This is a genomic window from Sphingomonas suaedae, from assembly GCF_007833215.1.
Classification (GTDB): Bacteria; Pseudomonadota; Alphaproteobacteria; order Sphingomonadales; family Sphingomonadaceae; genus Sphingomonas; species Sphingomonas suaedae.
Window position 1 is genome coordinate 1,929,614 of record NZ_CP042239.1, and the last position, 15,954, is coordinate 1,945,567.

At 64.8% G+C, this 15,954-nt stretch carries 14 protein-coding genes; 6 read left to right on the top strand and 8 right to left on the bottom strand.

The window, feature by feature from the left end; all coding sequences use genetic code 11:
- Positions 1-3: 3 nt before the first annotated feature.
- The 3 genes from FPZ54_RS09200 to FPZ54_RS09210 form a co-directional block, all read right to left on the bottom strand.
- On the bottom strand, positions 4-2,394 hold the full coding sequence (locus FPZ54_RS09200) for a beta-glucosidase (protein WP_145846587.1): 2,391 nt from the start codon (positions 2,392-2,394) through the stop codon (positions 4-6).
- Positions 2,395-2,472: 78 nt separating this feature from the next.
- Positions 2,473-2,865, bottom strand: a complete 393-nt coding sequence (locus tag FPZ54_RS09205; RefSeq protein ID WP_145846588.1) for a C-glycoside deglycosidase beta subunit domain-containing protein — start codon at positions 2,863-2,865, stop codon at positions 2,473-2,475.
- 15 nt (positions 2,866-2,880) lie between these two features.
- Positions 2,881-3,888 carry a sugar phosphate isomerase/epimerase family protein gene (locus FPZ54_RS09210; protein WP_145846590.1) on the bottom strand — a complete coding sequence of 336 codons (1,008 nt, stop codon included), beginning with the start codon at positions 3,886-3,888 and terminating at the stop codon, positions 2,881-2,883.
- 183 nt (positions 3,889-4,071) lie between these two features.
- Between FPZ54_RS09210 and FPZ54_RS09215 the strand changes: the two genes are divergently transcribed.
- Both FPZ54_RS09215 and FPZ54_RS09220 read left to right on the top strand, forming a co-directional pair.
- Positions 4,072-4,425, top strand: a complete 354-nt coding sequence (locus tag FPZ54_RS09215) for a DoxX family protein (RefSeq protein WP_186456978.1) — start codon at positions 4,072-4,074, stop codon at positions 4,423-4,425.
- 11 nt (positions 4,426-4,436) lie between these two features.
- Positions 4,437-5,276 (top strand): nuclear transport factor 2 family protein, encoded by an 840-nt coding sequence (locus FPZ54_RS09220; RefSeq protein ID WP_239019779.1) that lies wholly within the window; start codon positions 4,437-4,439, stop codon positions 5,274-5,276.
- A gap of 56 nt (positions 5,277-5,332) precedes the next feature.
- Here FPZ54_RS09220 and FPZ54_RS09225 read toward each other — a convergent pair whose 3' ends face one another.
- The 5 genes from FPZ54_RS09225 to FPZ54_RS09245 all read right to left on the bottom strand — a co-directional run bounded on the left by FPZ54_RS09225 (position 5,333) and on the right by FPZ54_RS09245 (position 11,923).
- Positions 5,333-6,313: a ThuA domain-containing protein gene (locus FPZ54_RS09225; protein WP_145846593.1), complete on the bottom strand. Its 981-nt coding sequence runs from the start codon at positions 6,311-6,313 to the stop codon at positions 5,333-5,335.
- A gap of 39 nt (positions 6,314-6,352) precedes the next feature.
- Positions 6,353-7,702 carry an MFS transporter gene (locus FPZ54_RS09230; protein ID WP_145846595.1) on the bottom strand — a complete coding sequence of 450 codons (1,350 nt, stop codon included), beginning with the start codon at positions 7,700-7,702 and terminating at the stop codon, positions 6,353-6,355.
- A gap of 104 nt (positions 7,703-7,806) precedes the next feature.
- A complete protein-coding gene (locus tag FPZ54_RS09235; protein WP_239019780.1) occupies positions 7,807-10,170 on the bottom strand; it encodes a TonB-dependent receptor in 2,364 nt (787 codons plus the stop codon).
- 80 nt (positions 10,171-10,250) lie between these two features.
- Entirely contained in the window at positions 10,251-10,817 is a 567-nt protein-coding gene (locus tag FPZ54_RS09240) for an NADPH-dependent FMN reductase (protein ID WP_145846596.1), read from the bottom strand.
- Complete coding sequence (locus tag FPZ54_RS09245) at positions 10,814-11,923, bottom strand: LLM class flavin-dependent oxidoreductase (protein WP_145846598.1); 1,110 nt, start codon at positions 11,921-11,923, stop codon at positions 10,814-10,816. The genes FPZ54_RS09240 and FPZ54_RS09245 overlap by 4 nt, the downstream gene beginning before the upstream one ends.
- A 72-nt stretch (positions 11,924-11,995) precedes the next feature.
- Between FPZ54_RS09245 and FPZ54_RS09250 the strand changes: the two genes are divergently transcribed.
- The 4 genes from FPZ54_RS09250 (at position 11,996) to FPZ54_RS09265 (ending at position 15,934) form a co-directional block, all read left to right on the top strand.
- Positions 11,996-12,676 (top strand): TetR/AcrR family transcriptional regulator, encoded by a 681-nt coding sequence (locus FPZ54_RS09250; RefSeq protein ID WP_239019781.1) that lies wholly within the window; start codon positions 11,996-11,998, stop codon positions 12,674-12,676.
- A gap of 269 nt (positions 12,677-12,945) precedes the next feature.
- Entirely contained in the window at positions 12,946-14,037 is a 1,092-nt protein-coding gene (locus FPZ54_RS09255; protein WP_239019782.1) for an amidohydrolase family protein, read from the top strand.
- 107 nt (positions 14,038-14,144) lie between these two features.
- A complete protein-coding gene (locus FPZ54_RS09260) occupies positions 14,145-14,918 on the top strand; it encodes a TIM barrel protein (protein ID WP_145846600.1) in 774 nt (257 codons plus the stop codon).
- Positions 14,919-14,977: 59 nt separating this feature from the next.
- Positions 14,978-15,934 (top strand): sugar phosphate isomerase/epimerase family protein, encoded by a 957-nt coding sequence (locus FPZ54_RS09265; RefSeq protein WP_145846601.1) that lies wholly within the window; start codon positions 14,978-14,980, stop codon positions 15,932-15,934.
- The last annotated feature ends 20 nt before the right edge of the window (positions 15,935-15,954 follow it).

Here is a 15,954-nt window from a genome sequence, read left to right on the forward strand (position 1 = left end):
GCGTTACAATCCGGTGGTTGGCAAGGCCGTCACGTCGACGGTGAGCGTCGTCCCGGCATCCTCCGCATGGCGCGCGACACGCACTGCGACCCGGTCGCCAAGCGCGGTCCAGCCCTGTTCGCCCCACTGCATGAAGCGGCGGCGCGTCAAGGGGACGCGGACCCGCGCGCTCTCGCCCGGCGCGAGCTGTACCTTGGTGAAGCCGACCAGCGTTGCTTCCGGGTCGTCGCGATAGACCTGGACGACCTCGCTCCCCGCGCGCGCCGCGATATTTCGGATGGTCACCGCGACCGCATCGCCCTCGACCGCGGCGTCCTGCCAGTCGAAGCGCGCATAGCCGAACCCCGCCCCCAGCGAATGCCGCGCGGACTTGCCCGCCGCGATCAGCCCGCGATACCCGAAGCGGACTCCGTCGGTGTAGCGCAGCTGACCCGCAGCATCGGGCTTGAGCGCATAGCCGGGATAATCGCCTTCATTCCGCGCGATCGTGACCGGCATCCGTCCGCCCGGCTCGCGGTCGCCCGCCAGCACTTCGGCAATCGCCTGCGCAAACCCCTCGCCGGGATACCAGGCGCTGATCAGCGCGGCGGCGCGATCCTCCCATGACGTGTCGAATGCGTGGCCGACATTGGCGACGATGACGGTGCGCGGGTTGGCGGCGGTGACCCGCGCGATCAGTTCGATCTGATCGGCGGCAAGCAGCGTATCGGGCCGGTCCTTGCTCTCGACGCTGGAGTCCGAGGTTTCACCGACCATCAGCACCACCGCATCGGCACGGCGCGCAGCGGCTTCGGCGGCTGCGAGCAGTTCCGCGCGGCTGCCCGGCGCGCGGATGCCGTACCACAGGCCGTGGACGCGGGCGGGATCGAAGCTGAATTCGACGACGACGTCCACCGGCTCGCCTGCGGTCAGCTCGACCTCAGCCACCATCGAATCGCCGGCCTTGAGTACCCCCATGACATCGCCCGGCGGGCAATGGGTGGTCGCAACGATCTCGACCCCGTCGACACACATGCGCGAGACGCCGGTGGCGCCGAGATGGAAGCGGTGGATGCCGTCGCGATCGGGGGTGAAGACCCCGCTCGCACGGATCGACCCGCCCTCCGCGAACCGCGCCTGTTCATGCACCCCGACGAACCACACCAGCGAATTGGCGTCGCGCGTCTCGCTCGACAGCGGGGTGCCCGTGCAGTCGCCGCTGACGAAATAGTCGATCGTCATGCCCCGCGCGCAGCCGTCGCCGAGATCGCGCGCCGGGCGTACCGGCATGGCGGGCAGGCGCGGTGCGGGGTCCACACCTGGCTCGAACAGGATTTCGCACTGGTCGCCGAAGCGTCCGCGGATCGCCTCCACCGGCGAGGCAAGCTCGGGCGACACCGAGATTTTGGCGAAGGTTCCGCCCTGAAAACACGGGGACGCGGCGTTGGGGCCGATCACCGCCAGCGTGTCGATCGCCTCCGGCGACAGCGGAAGAAGATCGCCCGCGTTGCGCAGCAGCACGAAGCCCGCCGCCGCCGCTTCGACCAGCAGCGCGTCGATCTGCTCCGCACTCAGCGGGGTCGTCTTGGCCCCCGTCGCACGGCGCGCCAGACCCACGACGCGCGCAGCCGCATCGTCGATGCGCGCGCGCGTCACCTTGCCCGATGCCACCGCCGCCGCTGCCTTGAGGCCCAGAAAGCGTGCGGGTCCGGGCATTTCGAGGTCGAGTCCGGCGTTCAGTGTCGGCTCGGTCGAATGGGTGCCGAACCAGTCGCTCATGATTGCGCCGCGATAGTCCCACTCGCCCTTGACGACAGTGGTGAGCACGTGATGCTGCTCCGCGCAGTGCAGCCCGTTGACCCGGTTATAGGCGGCGAGCATCCCGGCGCACCCCGCCTGCGCGGCGAATTCGAACGGGAGCAGATAGACTTCGCGCAGCGTCCGCTCGTCGACCCGGACATCGACCGTGTCGCGGTCGGTCTCGCTGTCGTTGCAGACCAGGTGCTTGGCCACAGACGCGGTGCCGGTCGATTGCAGGCCCGTGATCCAGGCCGCACCCATGATCCCGGCGAGCAGCGGGTCTTCCGAAAAATATTCGAAGGCGCGTCCCGCCAGCGGGCTGCGCGCCAGATTGATATTGGGGGCCAGCACCGCGTCGACGCCGCGCCCGACCGCTTCCTGCCCGACCAGAACGCCGATCCGCTGCGCCAGATCGACGTCCCAGCTGGCACCCAGCGCGGTGGCGCAGGGCGACAGGCGGGCGATGTCGCGCTCGTCCACCTTGCCGCTGGCGATGCCCATAGGACCGTCGCTCATCGTGAAGGACGGGATCCCCGCCTGGGCAATGGCCACGGACGACCACATCGCGCCGCCCGCGGTCAGCGAGGCGGCCTGGTCGAGAGTCAGATCTGTCATCAACGCTATCCGTTGCGCCGCGCGCGGACGCGCGACAGGCGGGCGGCGGGGCACGGTGCCCGTCGCCGCCCGAATGGGTCAGGCGGCGAGCGCCAGGTCCTTGCTGTCCCTGGTCGTCGGCACGAACGGCAGGTAGGATACCCGCATCCGCACCGCGAACTCGATCCGGTGGTTGCCCGGTGCCAGGCCGCCCGGCTTCAGCGCGATGATCCGCGCCTTCTCCCCGAAGTTCCAGCGATCGTCATAGACGGTTTCCATCTCGTCGAGCGTGTAGGTCTTGCCACGCACCGAGAAGCGCACATCCTCGCGCGCGATCTTCTCGCCGTCCACGGTGACCTGGATATCCTCGACCATCGAGAGCCCGAGGCCGCGATAATAGGGCAGACGGCCCAGGAAGGCGAAGCCCTTGACCACGCCATCCTCGACGAAATTCTCGAACTGCTCGGTGCAGATCATCTTGTTGTCCATCATGGTCCCGCCCTCCCCTTACGCGGCCAGCGCCGTCGGCGTCGGTTCGCCGATCAGCTTTGCCAGCATCACCTGCTGGCGACGCACCTGTTCGACGCTGTCGGGCTCCTCGGCGTCCTCGATCCAGCGATTGCCCTCATATTCCGAGCAGATATAGCCGTCGTAACCGCCCTGGTTCAGCACCGCGACGATCTTGTCATAGGGGATCGACGGCTCAACATAATCGGCGGTCATCTGATAGAATTTGCCGTGGATGTTGTGGATGCGCGGCATGTAGTCGAGCATCCGCTTGGGCTCGTATGCGGCGTTGTGGCGCAGCACCTCGGCCATCGCGATCGACGGGCCGGTGCCGCCCATCTCCTGGACATTGAGGATCACATATTCGCTGAGCACGCGATCCGCATAGGCCTTGACGATATAGTCGGCGATGTTCGCCGGCACGCCGAGCCGCTTGAACTTCTCGACCATCACCGGCGGATAGGCGTGGAGGAACATGCCCATGTCGGGCAGGAAGCCGAGCGCGTCCGAACCGCTCTTTTCGAAGGCTTCGGCGTGGCGGACGATCCACGGGTGGTCGAAGTGCAGCGGCGCGTGCACCTCGATCAGGATCTTGATGCCCTTTTCCTCGGCATAGGGGGCGGCGGCGACCAGCACTTCGGGCGCGATCGAAACGAGCGCGCGAATATATTTCGCACCCAGCCGCGCGCCGAAATCGATGTCGTTCCGCACGCTCGCGACCTGCTCGTCGAACGGCATCTCGCGCCCCTTGTAGCGCTTGTAGTCGAGCATGAAGTCGTGGCTGACGGGGACGCAGTCATATTTGGCGATCAGCTGGTGCCACTCGTCGATCTTCGCGTCCTCGACGCCGACCTCGGGCCAGCCCCAGAAGGTCTGCTCGCCGATCACCTCGATGCCGTAGGCGCCGAACTCGGCGCTGGTCCGGATGCAGTCCTCCAGGGACATTTTGCCCTGAAACGTCTCGTTCTGATAGCTGTAGAGGCTCACGCCCCGCTTGATCGTACCCATAGACCCTCTCGCTTCATCGGGTGCGGCCTGTCCGCCTGTATCCGGCCCCGGCACTTGCGCCCGCCATGTATCCGAATTAGAACCGTCATTCTATAAAGAGTCGGTCGCGTCAAGGCCGGATTTGACATGAGGGGGTAGCTCGGGGTGGCTCGCGGCGCGAACAGTATCGCAAGGATCGTCGCGTTGCTGCTCGCGTTCGCATTCGCGTTCTTCGGCTATTTCAAGACCTTCGCTTCCATCGCGGTGCTCGCGCAGCATCATGCGTGGACGCTCGCCCTGCCCGTCGCGGCTGGCCGCATCGTCGGCGCGACCGAACTCGCCGCCGCGCTCGCGCTGCTGCTCGGCGCCGCCAGCGCGCGTTGGCACCGCTTTGCGCGCGGCGGCGCCCTCTACCTGATCGTCAATCAGGCCTGCGCGGCGGCGGTCCATCTCGCGCGCGGCGAAACCGGCGCACTGCCGCAGAACGCACTGCTCGCCGGCCTCGCCGCGATCGTGGCGGCGTTCATTGTGCGGCGCCAGGCAACCAGTTCAACCTAGGGAGAGACCGAATGAGGGAATTCAAGCACAGCCTGGCACTCGCCGTAGCGACTTCGGCGTTCGCCGCCGCGCCGCACGCCATGGCGCAGACTGCGGCGCCCAGCGTCGCCGAGCTCAGCGCGAAGATCGAGAAGCTCGAGCGCGCCACCAGCGCCGCGCGCGATCGCTCGGCTGTCGAGAACCTCTTCTCGCGCTACATGTACCTGCACAATGCGTTTCAGGACGCGCAGATCATCCCGCTCTGGGCGAAGAAGGGGACGCCCGGCATCAGCGCCCAATATTCGAACCTGGGCAAATACACCAACTGGGACAGCATCATGGCCTATCACCGCGACCGCCCGTCGCCGATCGGCAAGCTGGTGATGCACTATGTGACCACTCCAGTGATCGAGGTGGCCGAAGACGGTCAGACCGCCAAGGGCCTTTGGATCGTCAACGGCCTGGAGTCAGGCCTGACCAAGCCGGAACACGCCGCCAAGATGCCCGCCTGGATGTTCGAACCCAATGTCGAGGTCGACGGGAAAAAGGTGTGGATGCACAATGTGTATCTCAAATATGGCATCGACTTCATCAAACAGGACGGCGAGTGGAAGATCTGGCACTTCCACTGTTTCGAGGTGGCGCGCGCGCCCTACTCGATGGGCTGGATCCCGTTTGCGGCCGCCGCGCAGGACGACAGCTTCAACTTCGACCTGATGTATATCGGCGACGACGGCAAGCCGGTCTTCATGCCCAAGCCCGATGAACCGGTGACGGTGCGCAACAACACCTATCGGACGGACTCGGCGCAATCGCTGGAGGCGCGTCCGCCGGTGCCCTACCGCACCTTCTCCGAAACCTTTTCCTACTGACAAAAAAGGGGGCGGATGATCACCGCCCCCTTCCCCTTTTACCCCCTGTCGGGGATCTATTTTCCGACGGTGAATTCGGCCGCCTTGTCATAGGGTTTGATCGTGACCTTGCCGGTCGCGGCCCACTCCGTTCCCCGTGCGAACAGCGTCTTGAAACCATCATACTGGATCGTGTCCGGGCCGTGACCGAGGGTGATCGAGAAGACGCGCCCCTTGCCGTAATTCTGCACCCACACCTGCGGGTTCGGCTTGCCCATACCGCCCATCTTCTTGAGCTGATCGGGCGCATAGGCCTTGGGGTCGTATTTGGGACCGGCCCGCTCCGGCGCGTAATCGGCGGGATCGTCGATCGCGGTCGCCAGCACGTGCACCTTGGCTTCGGGATCGAACACCATGTTGGTGTACTTGTCCTCCATGAAGTTCCAGTGATAGCGGCGCAGCCCCTGCGTGATCGGATGCTCGCGATCGACGATCTCGATCGTGAAGGCGTCGGGGGGCGAACGGCGGCTGATGCCGGGCACCATGACCGCGCCGATCAGCTTGCGATATTCGGGAATGTCGCGGCCCCAGGTGAAGGAAGAGTGGTAGGCGACCAGTCCACCGCCCTGCGCAACATAGTCGTACAGCGCCTTGAAGGCAGCGTCCGACCAGACATGCTGCTTCTGGTCGGCATAGTTCCAGCGGCTGGAATAGTTCAGGATGACGACGTCGTATTTCTTCAGCATGGCGAGCGTGCCGTCGTCGAAATCCTCGGTCACGCGCACGTCGAACCGGCCGGTGTCCTTGAGCTGGGTGCGCAGCCGGTTGTTCACGCCGGTCCAGTCATGCTCGTAGCTGTTCTGGCCACTGATGATCAGCACCTTCAGCAGCGCTTCGGCGGGATTGTTCGGCGTGGCGACGCGTTGCACGGTTTCCGGCGGCGCGTATGGCACATTGTCGACGGTGACCGGGATATCGGCGACGGGCACGGTCTGCGCGATGGCAGTGCCGGCACCGCACGACAGGGCCACGGCGATCAGGACAGATTTGATCCGCATTCGAGACTCCGATGACGAGGTGAACAAAGCGTATGGAAGTCAGGCCGCGGCCTCCGCCGGGGAGGCCGGCTGCGGCGCCCGACGTGCGTTCATCGGCCAGCCGAGCACGACGATCGCCTGCAGCGCGAGCAGGGCGATCGGCCAGCCATAATAGGACCAGCGGATCGTCTCGCGCGCGGTCTCGCTGACGGCCGTCGGCACATAGCCCGCCGCAGCCAGCGAATAGGCGATCGCCGCCGTGCCGACCGCCATGCCGATCTTGGTGGCGAGGCTGATGCCCGACGACAGCAATCCCTCGTTGCGCGTCCCGAACAGCGATTGATGATAGTCGACTGCCTCCGCCGCCATCGTGAAGATGCCGGTGATGGTCACCGATGTGGCGATCGACGCGGCGACATACAGCGCCAGAAACAGCGGTGGCCGATCCTCAGCCAGCGGCAGCATCGCGAACAGCGCAATGGCAACGATGATCGCACCGAAACACCCCTTGCGGATGCCGGTGCGCGACAGCACGGGCGGCGCGATGAACGCCGCGATCAACAGCGTCCCGGAAATCGCCGGCAGCAGGATCGAGATCATCCAGGGATGCCCCAGCACGTCGATCGCGAAAAAGGCGGTCAGCGAGATCATCGTCCCGAACCGCACGAAATAGAGCAATGTGAACACGAAGCAGATCAGCCAGGCGCGATTGCGCAGCATCTCGCCGATTGCCGGCATCACGGCGAACCGCGGCGAGCTGCCGTCGTCGAACCGCTCCTTGCAGTTGCGAAACAGCATGAACAGCGCGATCAGCGACAAGCCGGCGAACAGGATCGCCGTCGCCTGGAATCCGCGCTGCTGGTCGCCGCCGCCGAACAGACCGACCAGCGGCATCGTCGCCGCGGTGCCGAGAATGACCGACACCGACGTGCCGATCGACCGCATGCCGCCCAGCTTGAGCCGCTGGCGCGTATCGGTCGTCATCATCGGCATCAGCGCGGTGTACGGGATCGATCCGAGCGACATCAGCACGCCGAGCGCCTTGAAGGTCAGGAACGCGTAGATGAGCTTTGCATTCTCGGACCAGTCCGGCACCGAGAAGACGAGGACGAGCACCAGCGCATAGGGGATCGCGGTGAAGAGGAAATAAGGTCGCGTCCGGCCCCACCGGGTCCGCGTCTTGTCGACCGCTATGCCAACGAGGATATCGACCACCGCATCGAGCAGCCGCGCCGCGAGGAAGATCGTGCCGACGGCCGCCGCCGGCAGCATTTCGACATTGGTATAGTAGAAGAGCAGGAAGGCGCCCGCCATGTTATAGGCAAGGCTGTATCCGAAATCGCCGAAGCCATAGCTTAGCCGCTCGGTAAGCGAAAGTGAAACGCCTGTCCCGGCAACGGTCTCAGCCATGATCGGCTCCCTCGCGATCCGCAAAGCAAAACAGGGCTTGCCCCGCTTCCTGTACCCAAAAGAAACCGGGGCGACCCGTAAGGGCCGCCCCGTCAGTCGGTCGATCAGAAGTCGAACCCGACCCGCACGCCATAAGTGCGCGGCCGCGAGAAGCCCGCATTGAGCACGCGATCGGGGCCTGCCGCCACGAACGCACCGAATACCATCGGCCGCTCGTTCTCGAGATTCTGGACGAAGCCGGCGACGGAGAACTTCCGGTTCTCCGGACGATAGGTCAACGAAAGGTCGGTCTGCGTGAACGCCTTTTGCGTCAGGTCACGCTCGTTGAAGATCGTCAGGAAATACTTGCTCTTGAAGCGCGAGAAGGCGCTTGCCGTGATCGTGCCGGCCGATCCCAGGCTGAAGATATGGTCGTATCCGACCGAGATGACGACTTCCGGCGACATCGGCGGCGTGTTCCCGGCGAGGTTGGGCGCCTGCACGCCCGGCGTGACCGGATCGAGGTCGCCGACGCTGGCATCGTTCGGCGCGACGCAACCGCTGGCGGGGACGCAGATCACCGCATAGGCGGCGGCCAGGTCATCGAATTTCGCATTCAGATAGTTGAAGCTGCCGTAGAAGCGGTTCCACTGGTTGAGCTCGATGTCCCATTCCGCCTCGACGCCCCAGATCGTCGCCTTGCCGGCGTTGAAGATCTGGCCGCCCTTGGTGTTGTCGAGCAGCACGGCATTCTGCAGACCGGCATAGTCGTAATAGAAACCGGCCAGGTTGAACCGGTGCTGCTTGCGCTCGCCGAAGTCGAGTTTCATGCCGGTTTCATAGGCGGTGTTCTTCTCCGGCCCATAGGTGCCGACCGCGTCGAAGCCGCCGCCCTTGAAGCCGGTGCTGACCTTTGCATAGAACATGGTGCTGGCGTTGGGCTTGTAGTTCAGGCCCGCCAGCCAGCTGATATTATCCTCCGACTGGGCGAGGTTCAGCGTGACCGGCGCCGGAGTGGTCAGCGGGTTGGGTCCGGCGTTGAAGACGAAATTGTAGTTCTCGTACACCGCCTCGCGATCACCCTTGGTGTAGCGGATTCCGCCCTGCGCGGTCAGTTCCGCCGTGATCGGGACATCGACCTGGCCGAACACCGACCAGCTCTTGCTGACCACCGGCGACCGGCGGAAATAGGTGATGTAGCTGCCATTCGGGCCGATGAAGGGATTGTGCAGCCCCTTCTCCTGGTTCAGCTCCTCGCGATAATAGAAGGCGCCGACCTGATAGAGGATGTTCCCGGCTTCGCCGTTGAGCCGCAATTCGTGGCTCTGGGTTTCGACCTTCGACCCGAAGTCGAGGAACACATAGGCGGGCGGCAGCGTCGGACGCTCGATCGAATCCGTGTGGCGATAACCGCCGATATAGGTCACCGTCGCATCGCCGAGGTCATAGGCGATGCGACCGCGCACGGCTAGGGATTCCATCGACTGATAGCCAACCCCGGTGGTCGGGCCATTGTAGCTGCTACGGTCGATGTTCGCCAGGAAGTTGGTGTTGAGCGGGATGCACTGCGTGCCCGGCTGCAACGGCGCGACTTCGACATAGCCGCCCGATGCGCAGCCTGCGGTCGGTGCGTTGCCCGCCGCGTTCAAATCTACATAGGCGTAGTTTTCGAGAAGCGCGTAGCTGTCGGCATATTCGACCGCCGCATCGATGCGCAGGTTGGTGGTCGGCTCGAACCGGACCGACAAGCGCCCGCCCTTGAGGTCCTGAGTACCGCTGCGGTCCGCATAGTTCGGCTGATAGGGCTTGCCGGCAAGCGGATTGCCAGCGCGCAGCCCAGCCATGTTCGGATGAAAGGTGTAACCCGTTCCGCGGTTCGAATAGATGCCCGACGCGCGGATCGCGAAGCCGTCTGAGATGGGCAGATCGACCCCGGCGTTCAGGATGATCTGGTCATAATTGCCGTAGCTCGCCGACCCGTTGACACTGAACGTGTCGCCCGGCTTGCGCGTGATGAAATTGACCGCACCCGCCGTTGCGTTGCGGCCGTAGAGCGTGCCTTGGGGCCCGCGCAGCACCTCGACGCGTTCGAGATCGAAGACCGCTGCGTTAAGCACCGTGGTGCGGTTGATGTACTCGCCATCGATGTTGATCGTGACCGAGGTGTCCTGCGTCTCATTGTTGCTGGCGGTGCCGATGCCGCGCACCGCGACATAAGTATTCTGCTGGTCCTGCGTGATCTGAACACCCGACGCGACTCGGTCAAGCTCGCGCAGATCCGTCACACCGGCGTCCTGCAGGGCCTCGCCGGACACGACGTTGATGGCGATCGGCACGTCCTGCACGCTCTCGGCGCGGTTTTGTGCGGTGACGACGATTTCCTCGACATCCGAGGCCGGCGCCGACGGCCTGTCCTGCGCCATGACTGGCGTAACGGCGAGTGCTGCGGTGCCCATCAACAGGCACGACTTGAACGTGAACATACCCATTATCCCCTCCCAATTTAAGCGCGGGTAACGTCCCGCGTCTACTAAATAGAACCATTATTTTAGTTTTGTTTAAGTCCGAGTCAAGCCGCCCTGGAAAGGCCGACCGGCCGCAATAACTGACGCGCAAGCGCCTCGATCTGGACTGCGATATGAGCGTCGACGAGGGCACCCTCGGCATCGAAAGGACGCTGCTCGACCGAATTGATTGCGATGCCGAGCGGCGTCGGCCAGCCGCGCATCGCATGGGTGACCCCGCGCAGCGCCGCGAGCGTCACGCCCGTCGCCTGCCACCCCGCGGCCGATACAATGAGCCCGACCGGTCGTGCGTCGAAATAGGGGCGATCGTCGCGGGCAGTTTCCTCCAGCAAATCGATCGCGTTCTTGACCAGCCCGGAAATGCCGCCGTGATAGCCGGGAGAGGCGATGACGATCGCGTCAGCCTCCCGCACCGCGTCGACCAGGGCTTGCTCCGCCGCACACCGTGTCGGCGCGCCGGGGTCGTAATGCGGCAGTTGTGCCAGGAACGGCCCGTCGAACATCGTCGTGTCGGCGCCTTGCGCGCCGCAGCAATCGAGTACGGCGCGCGCGAGCCGCTCGCTCGACGACCCCGCCCGCAACGTGCCGCCGATGCCGACGATCCGCGTCACGCGCGACCGCCGCCGAATGCGGGCATGACCTTCCGCGACAGGAGATCGAGCGTCTGGTTGCCCAGGCGAAGGCGCTCTTCCGTCAGCGGCCCGGTCACGGTTCCGCACAGGATGTTGCCGATGCCCAAAGCCTGATAGGGTTTCAGATGCTCAATCACGGTCTCCGGTGAACCATAGAGGCACCAGGTACCGATCCAGTCATCGGTGAGCGCATTCGGTGTGCGATCCGTCTTGCGATTGGCATCGTCGGATTCCGCGCGGGCGTTGAATTCGGCTTCGCGCTCGATCGCGTCCTGATAGGACCGCAGGATCACCATCAACTCGTCCCGGGCCTGCTCGTCGGTTTCGGCGACGTGCACGGCCTGATAGGTGTGCGTCGTCCAGTCGAGCGCAGATGCGATCGTGGGCGCGTCATGTCCTGCCTCATCCAGCATCGCGCGATAGGCGTCGAAATACTTCTTCACATGGATAAAGGGTTCGGTCCCACCGATGTTCGGCGGGGTGAAGGCCGGGATGAACGCCGGCCAGCCGTGCGTCGCGGCGCGGCGCGCACTGCTTTCCTTCATCGCAACCGGCATCAGGCGGGCATGGCCCGGCGTGTAGGCCGCGGGCGCGATCCGCTGGAGCACGCGCCCCTGGTGCGGGCCATTGTCGATCTCGATCGCCGGGTCTTCCATGCCCTTGGCCCAGAGTTGCTCGGCCAGTTCGAGGTTACGTTCGGAGACGGTGCCGGCATCCTTGTAGTTGACGCCGAACCCGATCATCTCCTCGGGCGTCGTCCCGCTGCCCACGCCGACCAGCAGCTTGCCGTCGGTGATCTGATCCAACAGATTGATCCGCTCGACGAAGCGCACCGGGTGATGCAGCGGCACCGACACCACCGAAAAGCCGAAGTGTATCTCGGGCATCTTCGCCGCGAGATAGGCGGCGAAGATGAAGCTGTCGCTGGCCAGCGGCATGTACCCGTTGAAATGGTGGTCCGGCATGAAGATCGCAGAGAACCCCCGGTCCCGTGCCAGGATGGCATGGGTCTCCAGGTCGTGCATCAACTGCCGGTCATCCTCCGGACGCATCGACCGCGCGTTAAGAAACACCGAGAACCGCATTACCCCTCCTAGCGAATCAGAATGTTCGCGCATTTAGAAATTAGAATTGACGTTCCTATTTTGATATTTCTTATGGCGAGCATGTCAAGCCCATCGGAATCCCCGACCCAGACGCTCGCCGACAGCGCGATCAGCCGCGCACCGCGTCAGGGACGCAGCCTCGCTTCGTTTCGTCGTATGCTGGATGCCACGAAGGCGCTGATGCTCGAGCGGGGCAGCGAGGACTTCACGCTTCAGGATGTGAGCGATCGCGGCGCGGTGTCGATCGGTTCGATCTACCTGCGCTTCGAAAGCAAGGATCGCCTGCTCCATGCCGTGATCGCGGAGGAGCTTCAGAATATCGTCGAAAAGGAGCGTGAACTGATCGAGGGCATCCTGGCCCAATCGAGTTCGCTCGCCGATTTCCTGCCGCGCTATGTCGACGGCTATAGCGGCTTCCTGGCCACCCATGCCCAGTTGCTCCGCACGATCATGCAGCGCGCGTCGCTCGATCCCGCGGTCTCCGCGCCAGGCCGCGAGACGGCGCAAAAGTCGGCGGACTTGTCGGCGAAGGCGATCCTCACCTTCCGCGACGAGATCCGCGCCAAGGATGCCGAACGCCGCGCCCATGCCGTCTTCCGCATCGTGTTCGCCACCGCCGCGCGGCAGTTCGGCCTCGGCTCGACCGCCGAGTCGGCGGACGACAAGATCTGGGACACGGTGAAGTCGGAATTGTCGGTCATGGCGCTCGCCTACCTGCAATATGAGGGCTGACCGGGCCCCCTGCCCCATCCCATTGTCATCGCCGCTAACTCCGCCTATCAGGATATAAGAATCTATATTCTAGTTAGGTGAGGATATGGCCGAAGGCCGCAATCTGGCCGGCCCGTGCGCGGCGTTCAGCGACCATCGCGCGAGGCGTGATCGCGACCCTTCTCTCCTGCCACCTTATCTGATCGCCGATGCCGGGCTGGGTCGCACGCGCAATTCGGTCGCGTCGCCCACGCCATAAAGCTTCGCGTTTCTCGCAGGGAGAGCCATCGATGAACCTGTCACGCCGCACCCTGATCGCCGCGACCGCGGCGACGGCCACGCTCCCCGCAACGGCGGCGCCGCGCGGACGCATGCGCCGCATCGCGACCGAGGAAGGCTTTTCGACCCCGGAGCTGATCGATGCGATCGACGCGTACATGGCCACGCGCGGCGACGAGGAGCCGGGCCTGAAGGCAATGATCGGCGGCGGCAAATATCCACGCTGGCCGCGCTTGCTCGATCCCGAGGTGCGCCTCAAGGATATGGCGCGATCTGGCGTCGACATGCAGGTCATCATGGTGAACTCGCCCGGCGTCCAGATTTTTGATCCGGCGCAGGCGACCGAGCTCGCCCGGTCGATCAACGAGCGCGCACTGACGTGGATGCGCCGCTGGCCCGACAAGTTCGCCCCGCTGGCCGCCATTGCGCCACAGGCCCCGGCGCAGGCGGCGCAAGAACTCGAGCGCGCGGTGCGCGCCGGGCTCAAGGGCGCGGTGGTGAACTCGCACACCAAGGGCCGTTATCTCGACGAGCGCGACTATTGGCCCATTTTCGAGGCCGCACAGGCGCTCGACGTGCCGATCTATATCCACCCGCGCGATCCCGCGCCGCCCGCGCTGCCGGCCTATGCGGCACGCGGACTGGAAGGTGCGGTCTGGGGCTATGCGGCGGAGACGTCGCTGCACATCCTGCGGCTGATCATGGCCGGAGTGTTCGACACCTTTCCCCGGCTGCGCATCGTGATCGGTCATAATGGCGAGGCGATCCCCTTCTATCTCGACCGGATCGACAATCGGTACCGGGTCATGCACGGCGGCGGTCTCGGTCCCCTCAAGCGCAGCCCGGCGACCGTCTTTCGCGAGAATTTCTGGATCACCACGAGCGGCACCAACTGGTCGCCCGCGGTCCGCACTTGTCAGGAGATCCTGGGTGCGGACCGCGTGCTGTTCGCGGTCGACTATCCGTTCGAGGACGAGGATGACGCGGTTGCGAAGGCAGCCGCCATACCGATGTCGCGCGCCGACGCCGCCTTGTTCTTTCACCGCAATGCCGAGCGCGTCTTCAAGCTGCCCGCGGGGGGCGAACGCGCGGCGCCAGCTTGATCTTCCCGCCGAATAGCCCTAGGTCGCGATGACAAAATAGCGGGCCTGAACCCGCCAGGCATACGAGTGCGATTGCACCACGGGGCCGTAGAACAGGAGAGATTCCTTTGTCTGCGGCATATCCATTATCCAGTTGTATCGAATGGCAGTTCGCCGACGCCGGCGACCTCGACGCGCGGTTGCGCGCGGCCAGGGCGGCGGGCTTCGAACTGGCCGAATTCCATCTCTGGCGCGACAAGCCGGTCGACGCGCTGGCGACCGCGCTCGCCGAAACCGGGATGCGACTGACCAGCCTGTGCGTCGATCCGCGCCGCTCGATCGTCGATCCGGGGGAGCGTGACGAGATGGTCGATGCGGTGCGTGAGACGATCGCCGCGACGGCGGTGCTCGGCAAGCCGAACCTGATCGTCGCGTCGGGCTTCCGCGTCGAGGGGATGAGCGAGGAGGAGCATTTCGCGAACGCCGTGGCGGCGCTGCGCGCCGCTGCCGATCTGGCCGAGGAAGCGGGCGTTATGCTGCTGCTCGAACCGCTCAACACCCGGCTGTTCGCCACCATGTATCTTGTCAGCACCACGCTTGGCTTGGATCTGGTCGAGGCGGTCGACAGCCCCAACCTGCGCCTGCTCTACGATGTCTGGCACAGCGCCGTGATGGGTGAGGATATGGCGCAGGTACTGGCCGGGCGCATGCATCTCGTCGCCCATGTGCAGGTCGCCGACATGCCCGACCGCAACGAACCCGGCACGGGGAACGTCGATTGGGACCAGGTCAGGCAGACGCTGCGCGACCTTGGCTATGCGGGCGCGATCGGGCTCGAATATTTCCCGACGATGCCGATGGATCAGTCGCTCGCCCAGTCGCGGCGAATGCTCGCCGACTAAAGCTCGGCCCCGCTGCCAGCCGCCATCGTCGGCGGCGCCTCAGACAAATGGATTGCGTGATGAACAGCGACCAGATCTCGATCAGCCTCGACCTGATCAACCGCCACTATCAGGAGCCGAACCGCAACCGGTTCGAAAGCCGATATTTCTGGGAAGAACTCTACTCCCTGATCAGCGCGAGTGGGTTTCGCGCGATTGAAATCCCGTATGAACCGGTGTGGCAGTTCGGCGGGCGCAGCGGCGTGCCGATGAACCGCTATTGCGTCGAAACCAAATATGAATCGGCCGACGGATATCGCGCGGCGCTGGCAGAGCGTGGCATCGACCGGGTCGCGGGGGTGATGTTCGACCCGAACCTGTTCATGCGCAACGACAATCTCGACTTCTTCTTCGGCGCGAGCGGGCATTTCGCCGGCGAGGCCGTGGCCCATGCCGCTGCACTGGGGGCCGACTACATCGCGATCAGCCCCTCCCCCTATTACGGGCGCGCAGCCCATTATCACCCCGATCTCGAAGCGAAGTCCGCGGGCTTTACCGAGCGCGTGACCGATGCGCTGCGCGGACTGGCGGACAAGGCGGCATCATCGGGCGTCACGCTGGTGCTGCGCAACGACTATTGGAGCCTGTTTCGCGGGGAACGGATCCTTCCGCTGCTCGACGCGCTGCCAGCGGGCGTCAAACTCGACGTCGACACTGCCAGCCTGACGATCGCTGGGGTCGATCCGGCAGCGTTCATCGCCGCGCACAAGAGTCGCATCGGCTGCGTCCACCTGACCGACACAAGTTTCGTCGACACGAACGAGACGTGGAAAACGCCCAATCCCGAATTCCCCGAGCATCGCGCGACGCAGGTGTTTCGCGACCCGGGTACCGGCGGGGTCGACATCCCCGGCATCGTCGCGCTGCTCGGTCGGCAGGCCTATGACGGGCCGGTCGTCTTCAGCGCCCGACAGACGCGCGACCCTTTCCGCGCGCTGCTGCGGATCCGCACCCTTCTCGACCAACTGCTGAATTAAGACGGACGGAGCCTTCCGCG

Bases quoted from the DNA above. Each gene is read 5' to 3' on its own strand.
- FPZ54_RS09200 (WP_145846587.1), bottom strand. From the start codon at position 2,394: ATGACAGATCTGACTCTCGACCAGGCCGCCTCGCTGACCGCGGGCGGC.
- FPZ54_RS09205 (WP_145846588.1), bottom strand. From the start codon at position 2,865: ATGATGGACAACAAGATGATCTGCACCGAGCAGTTCGAGAATTTCGTC.
- FPZ54_RS09210 (WP_145846590.1), bottom strand. From the start codon at position 3,888: ATGGGTACGATCAAGCGGGGCGTGAGCCTCTACAGCTATCAGAACGAG.
- FPZ54_RS09220 (WP_239019779.1), top strand. From the start codon at position 4,437: ATGAGGGAATTCAAGCACAGCCTGGCACTCGCCGTAGCGACTTCGGCG.
- FPZ54_RS09225 (WP_145846593.1), bottom strand. From the start codon at position 6,313: ATGCGGATCAAATCTGTCCTGATCGCCGTGGCCCTGTCGTGCGGTGCC.
- FPZ54_RS09230 (WP_145846595.1), bottom strand. From the start codon at position 7,702: ATGGCTGAGACCGTTGCCGGGACAGGCGTTTCACTTTCGCTTACCGAG.
- FPZ54_RS09235 (WP_239019780.1), bottom strand. From the start codon at position 10,170: ATGGGTATGTTCACGTTCAAGTCGTGCCTGTTGATGGGCACCGCAGCA.
- FPZ54_RS09245 (WP_145846598.1), bottom strand. From the start codon at position 11,923: ATGCGGTTCTCGGTGTTTCTTAACGCGCGGTCGATGCGTCCGGAGGAT.
- FPZ54_RS09250 (WP_239019781.1), top strand. From the start codon at position 11,996: ATGGCGAGCATGTCAAGCCCATCGGAATCCCCGACCCAGACGCTCGCC.
- FPZ54_RS09255 (WP_239019782.1), top strand. From the start codon at position 12,946: ATGAACCTGTCACGCCGCACCCTGATCGCCGCGACCGCGGCGACGGCC.
- FPZ54_RS09265 (WP_145846601.1), top strand. From the start codon at position 14,978: ATGAACAGCGACCAGATCTCGATCAGCCTCGACCTGATCAACCGCCAC.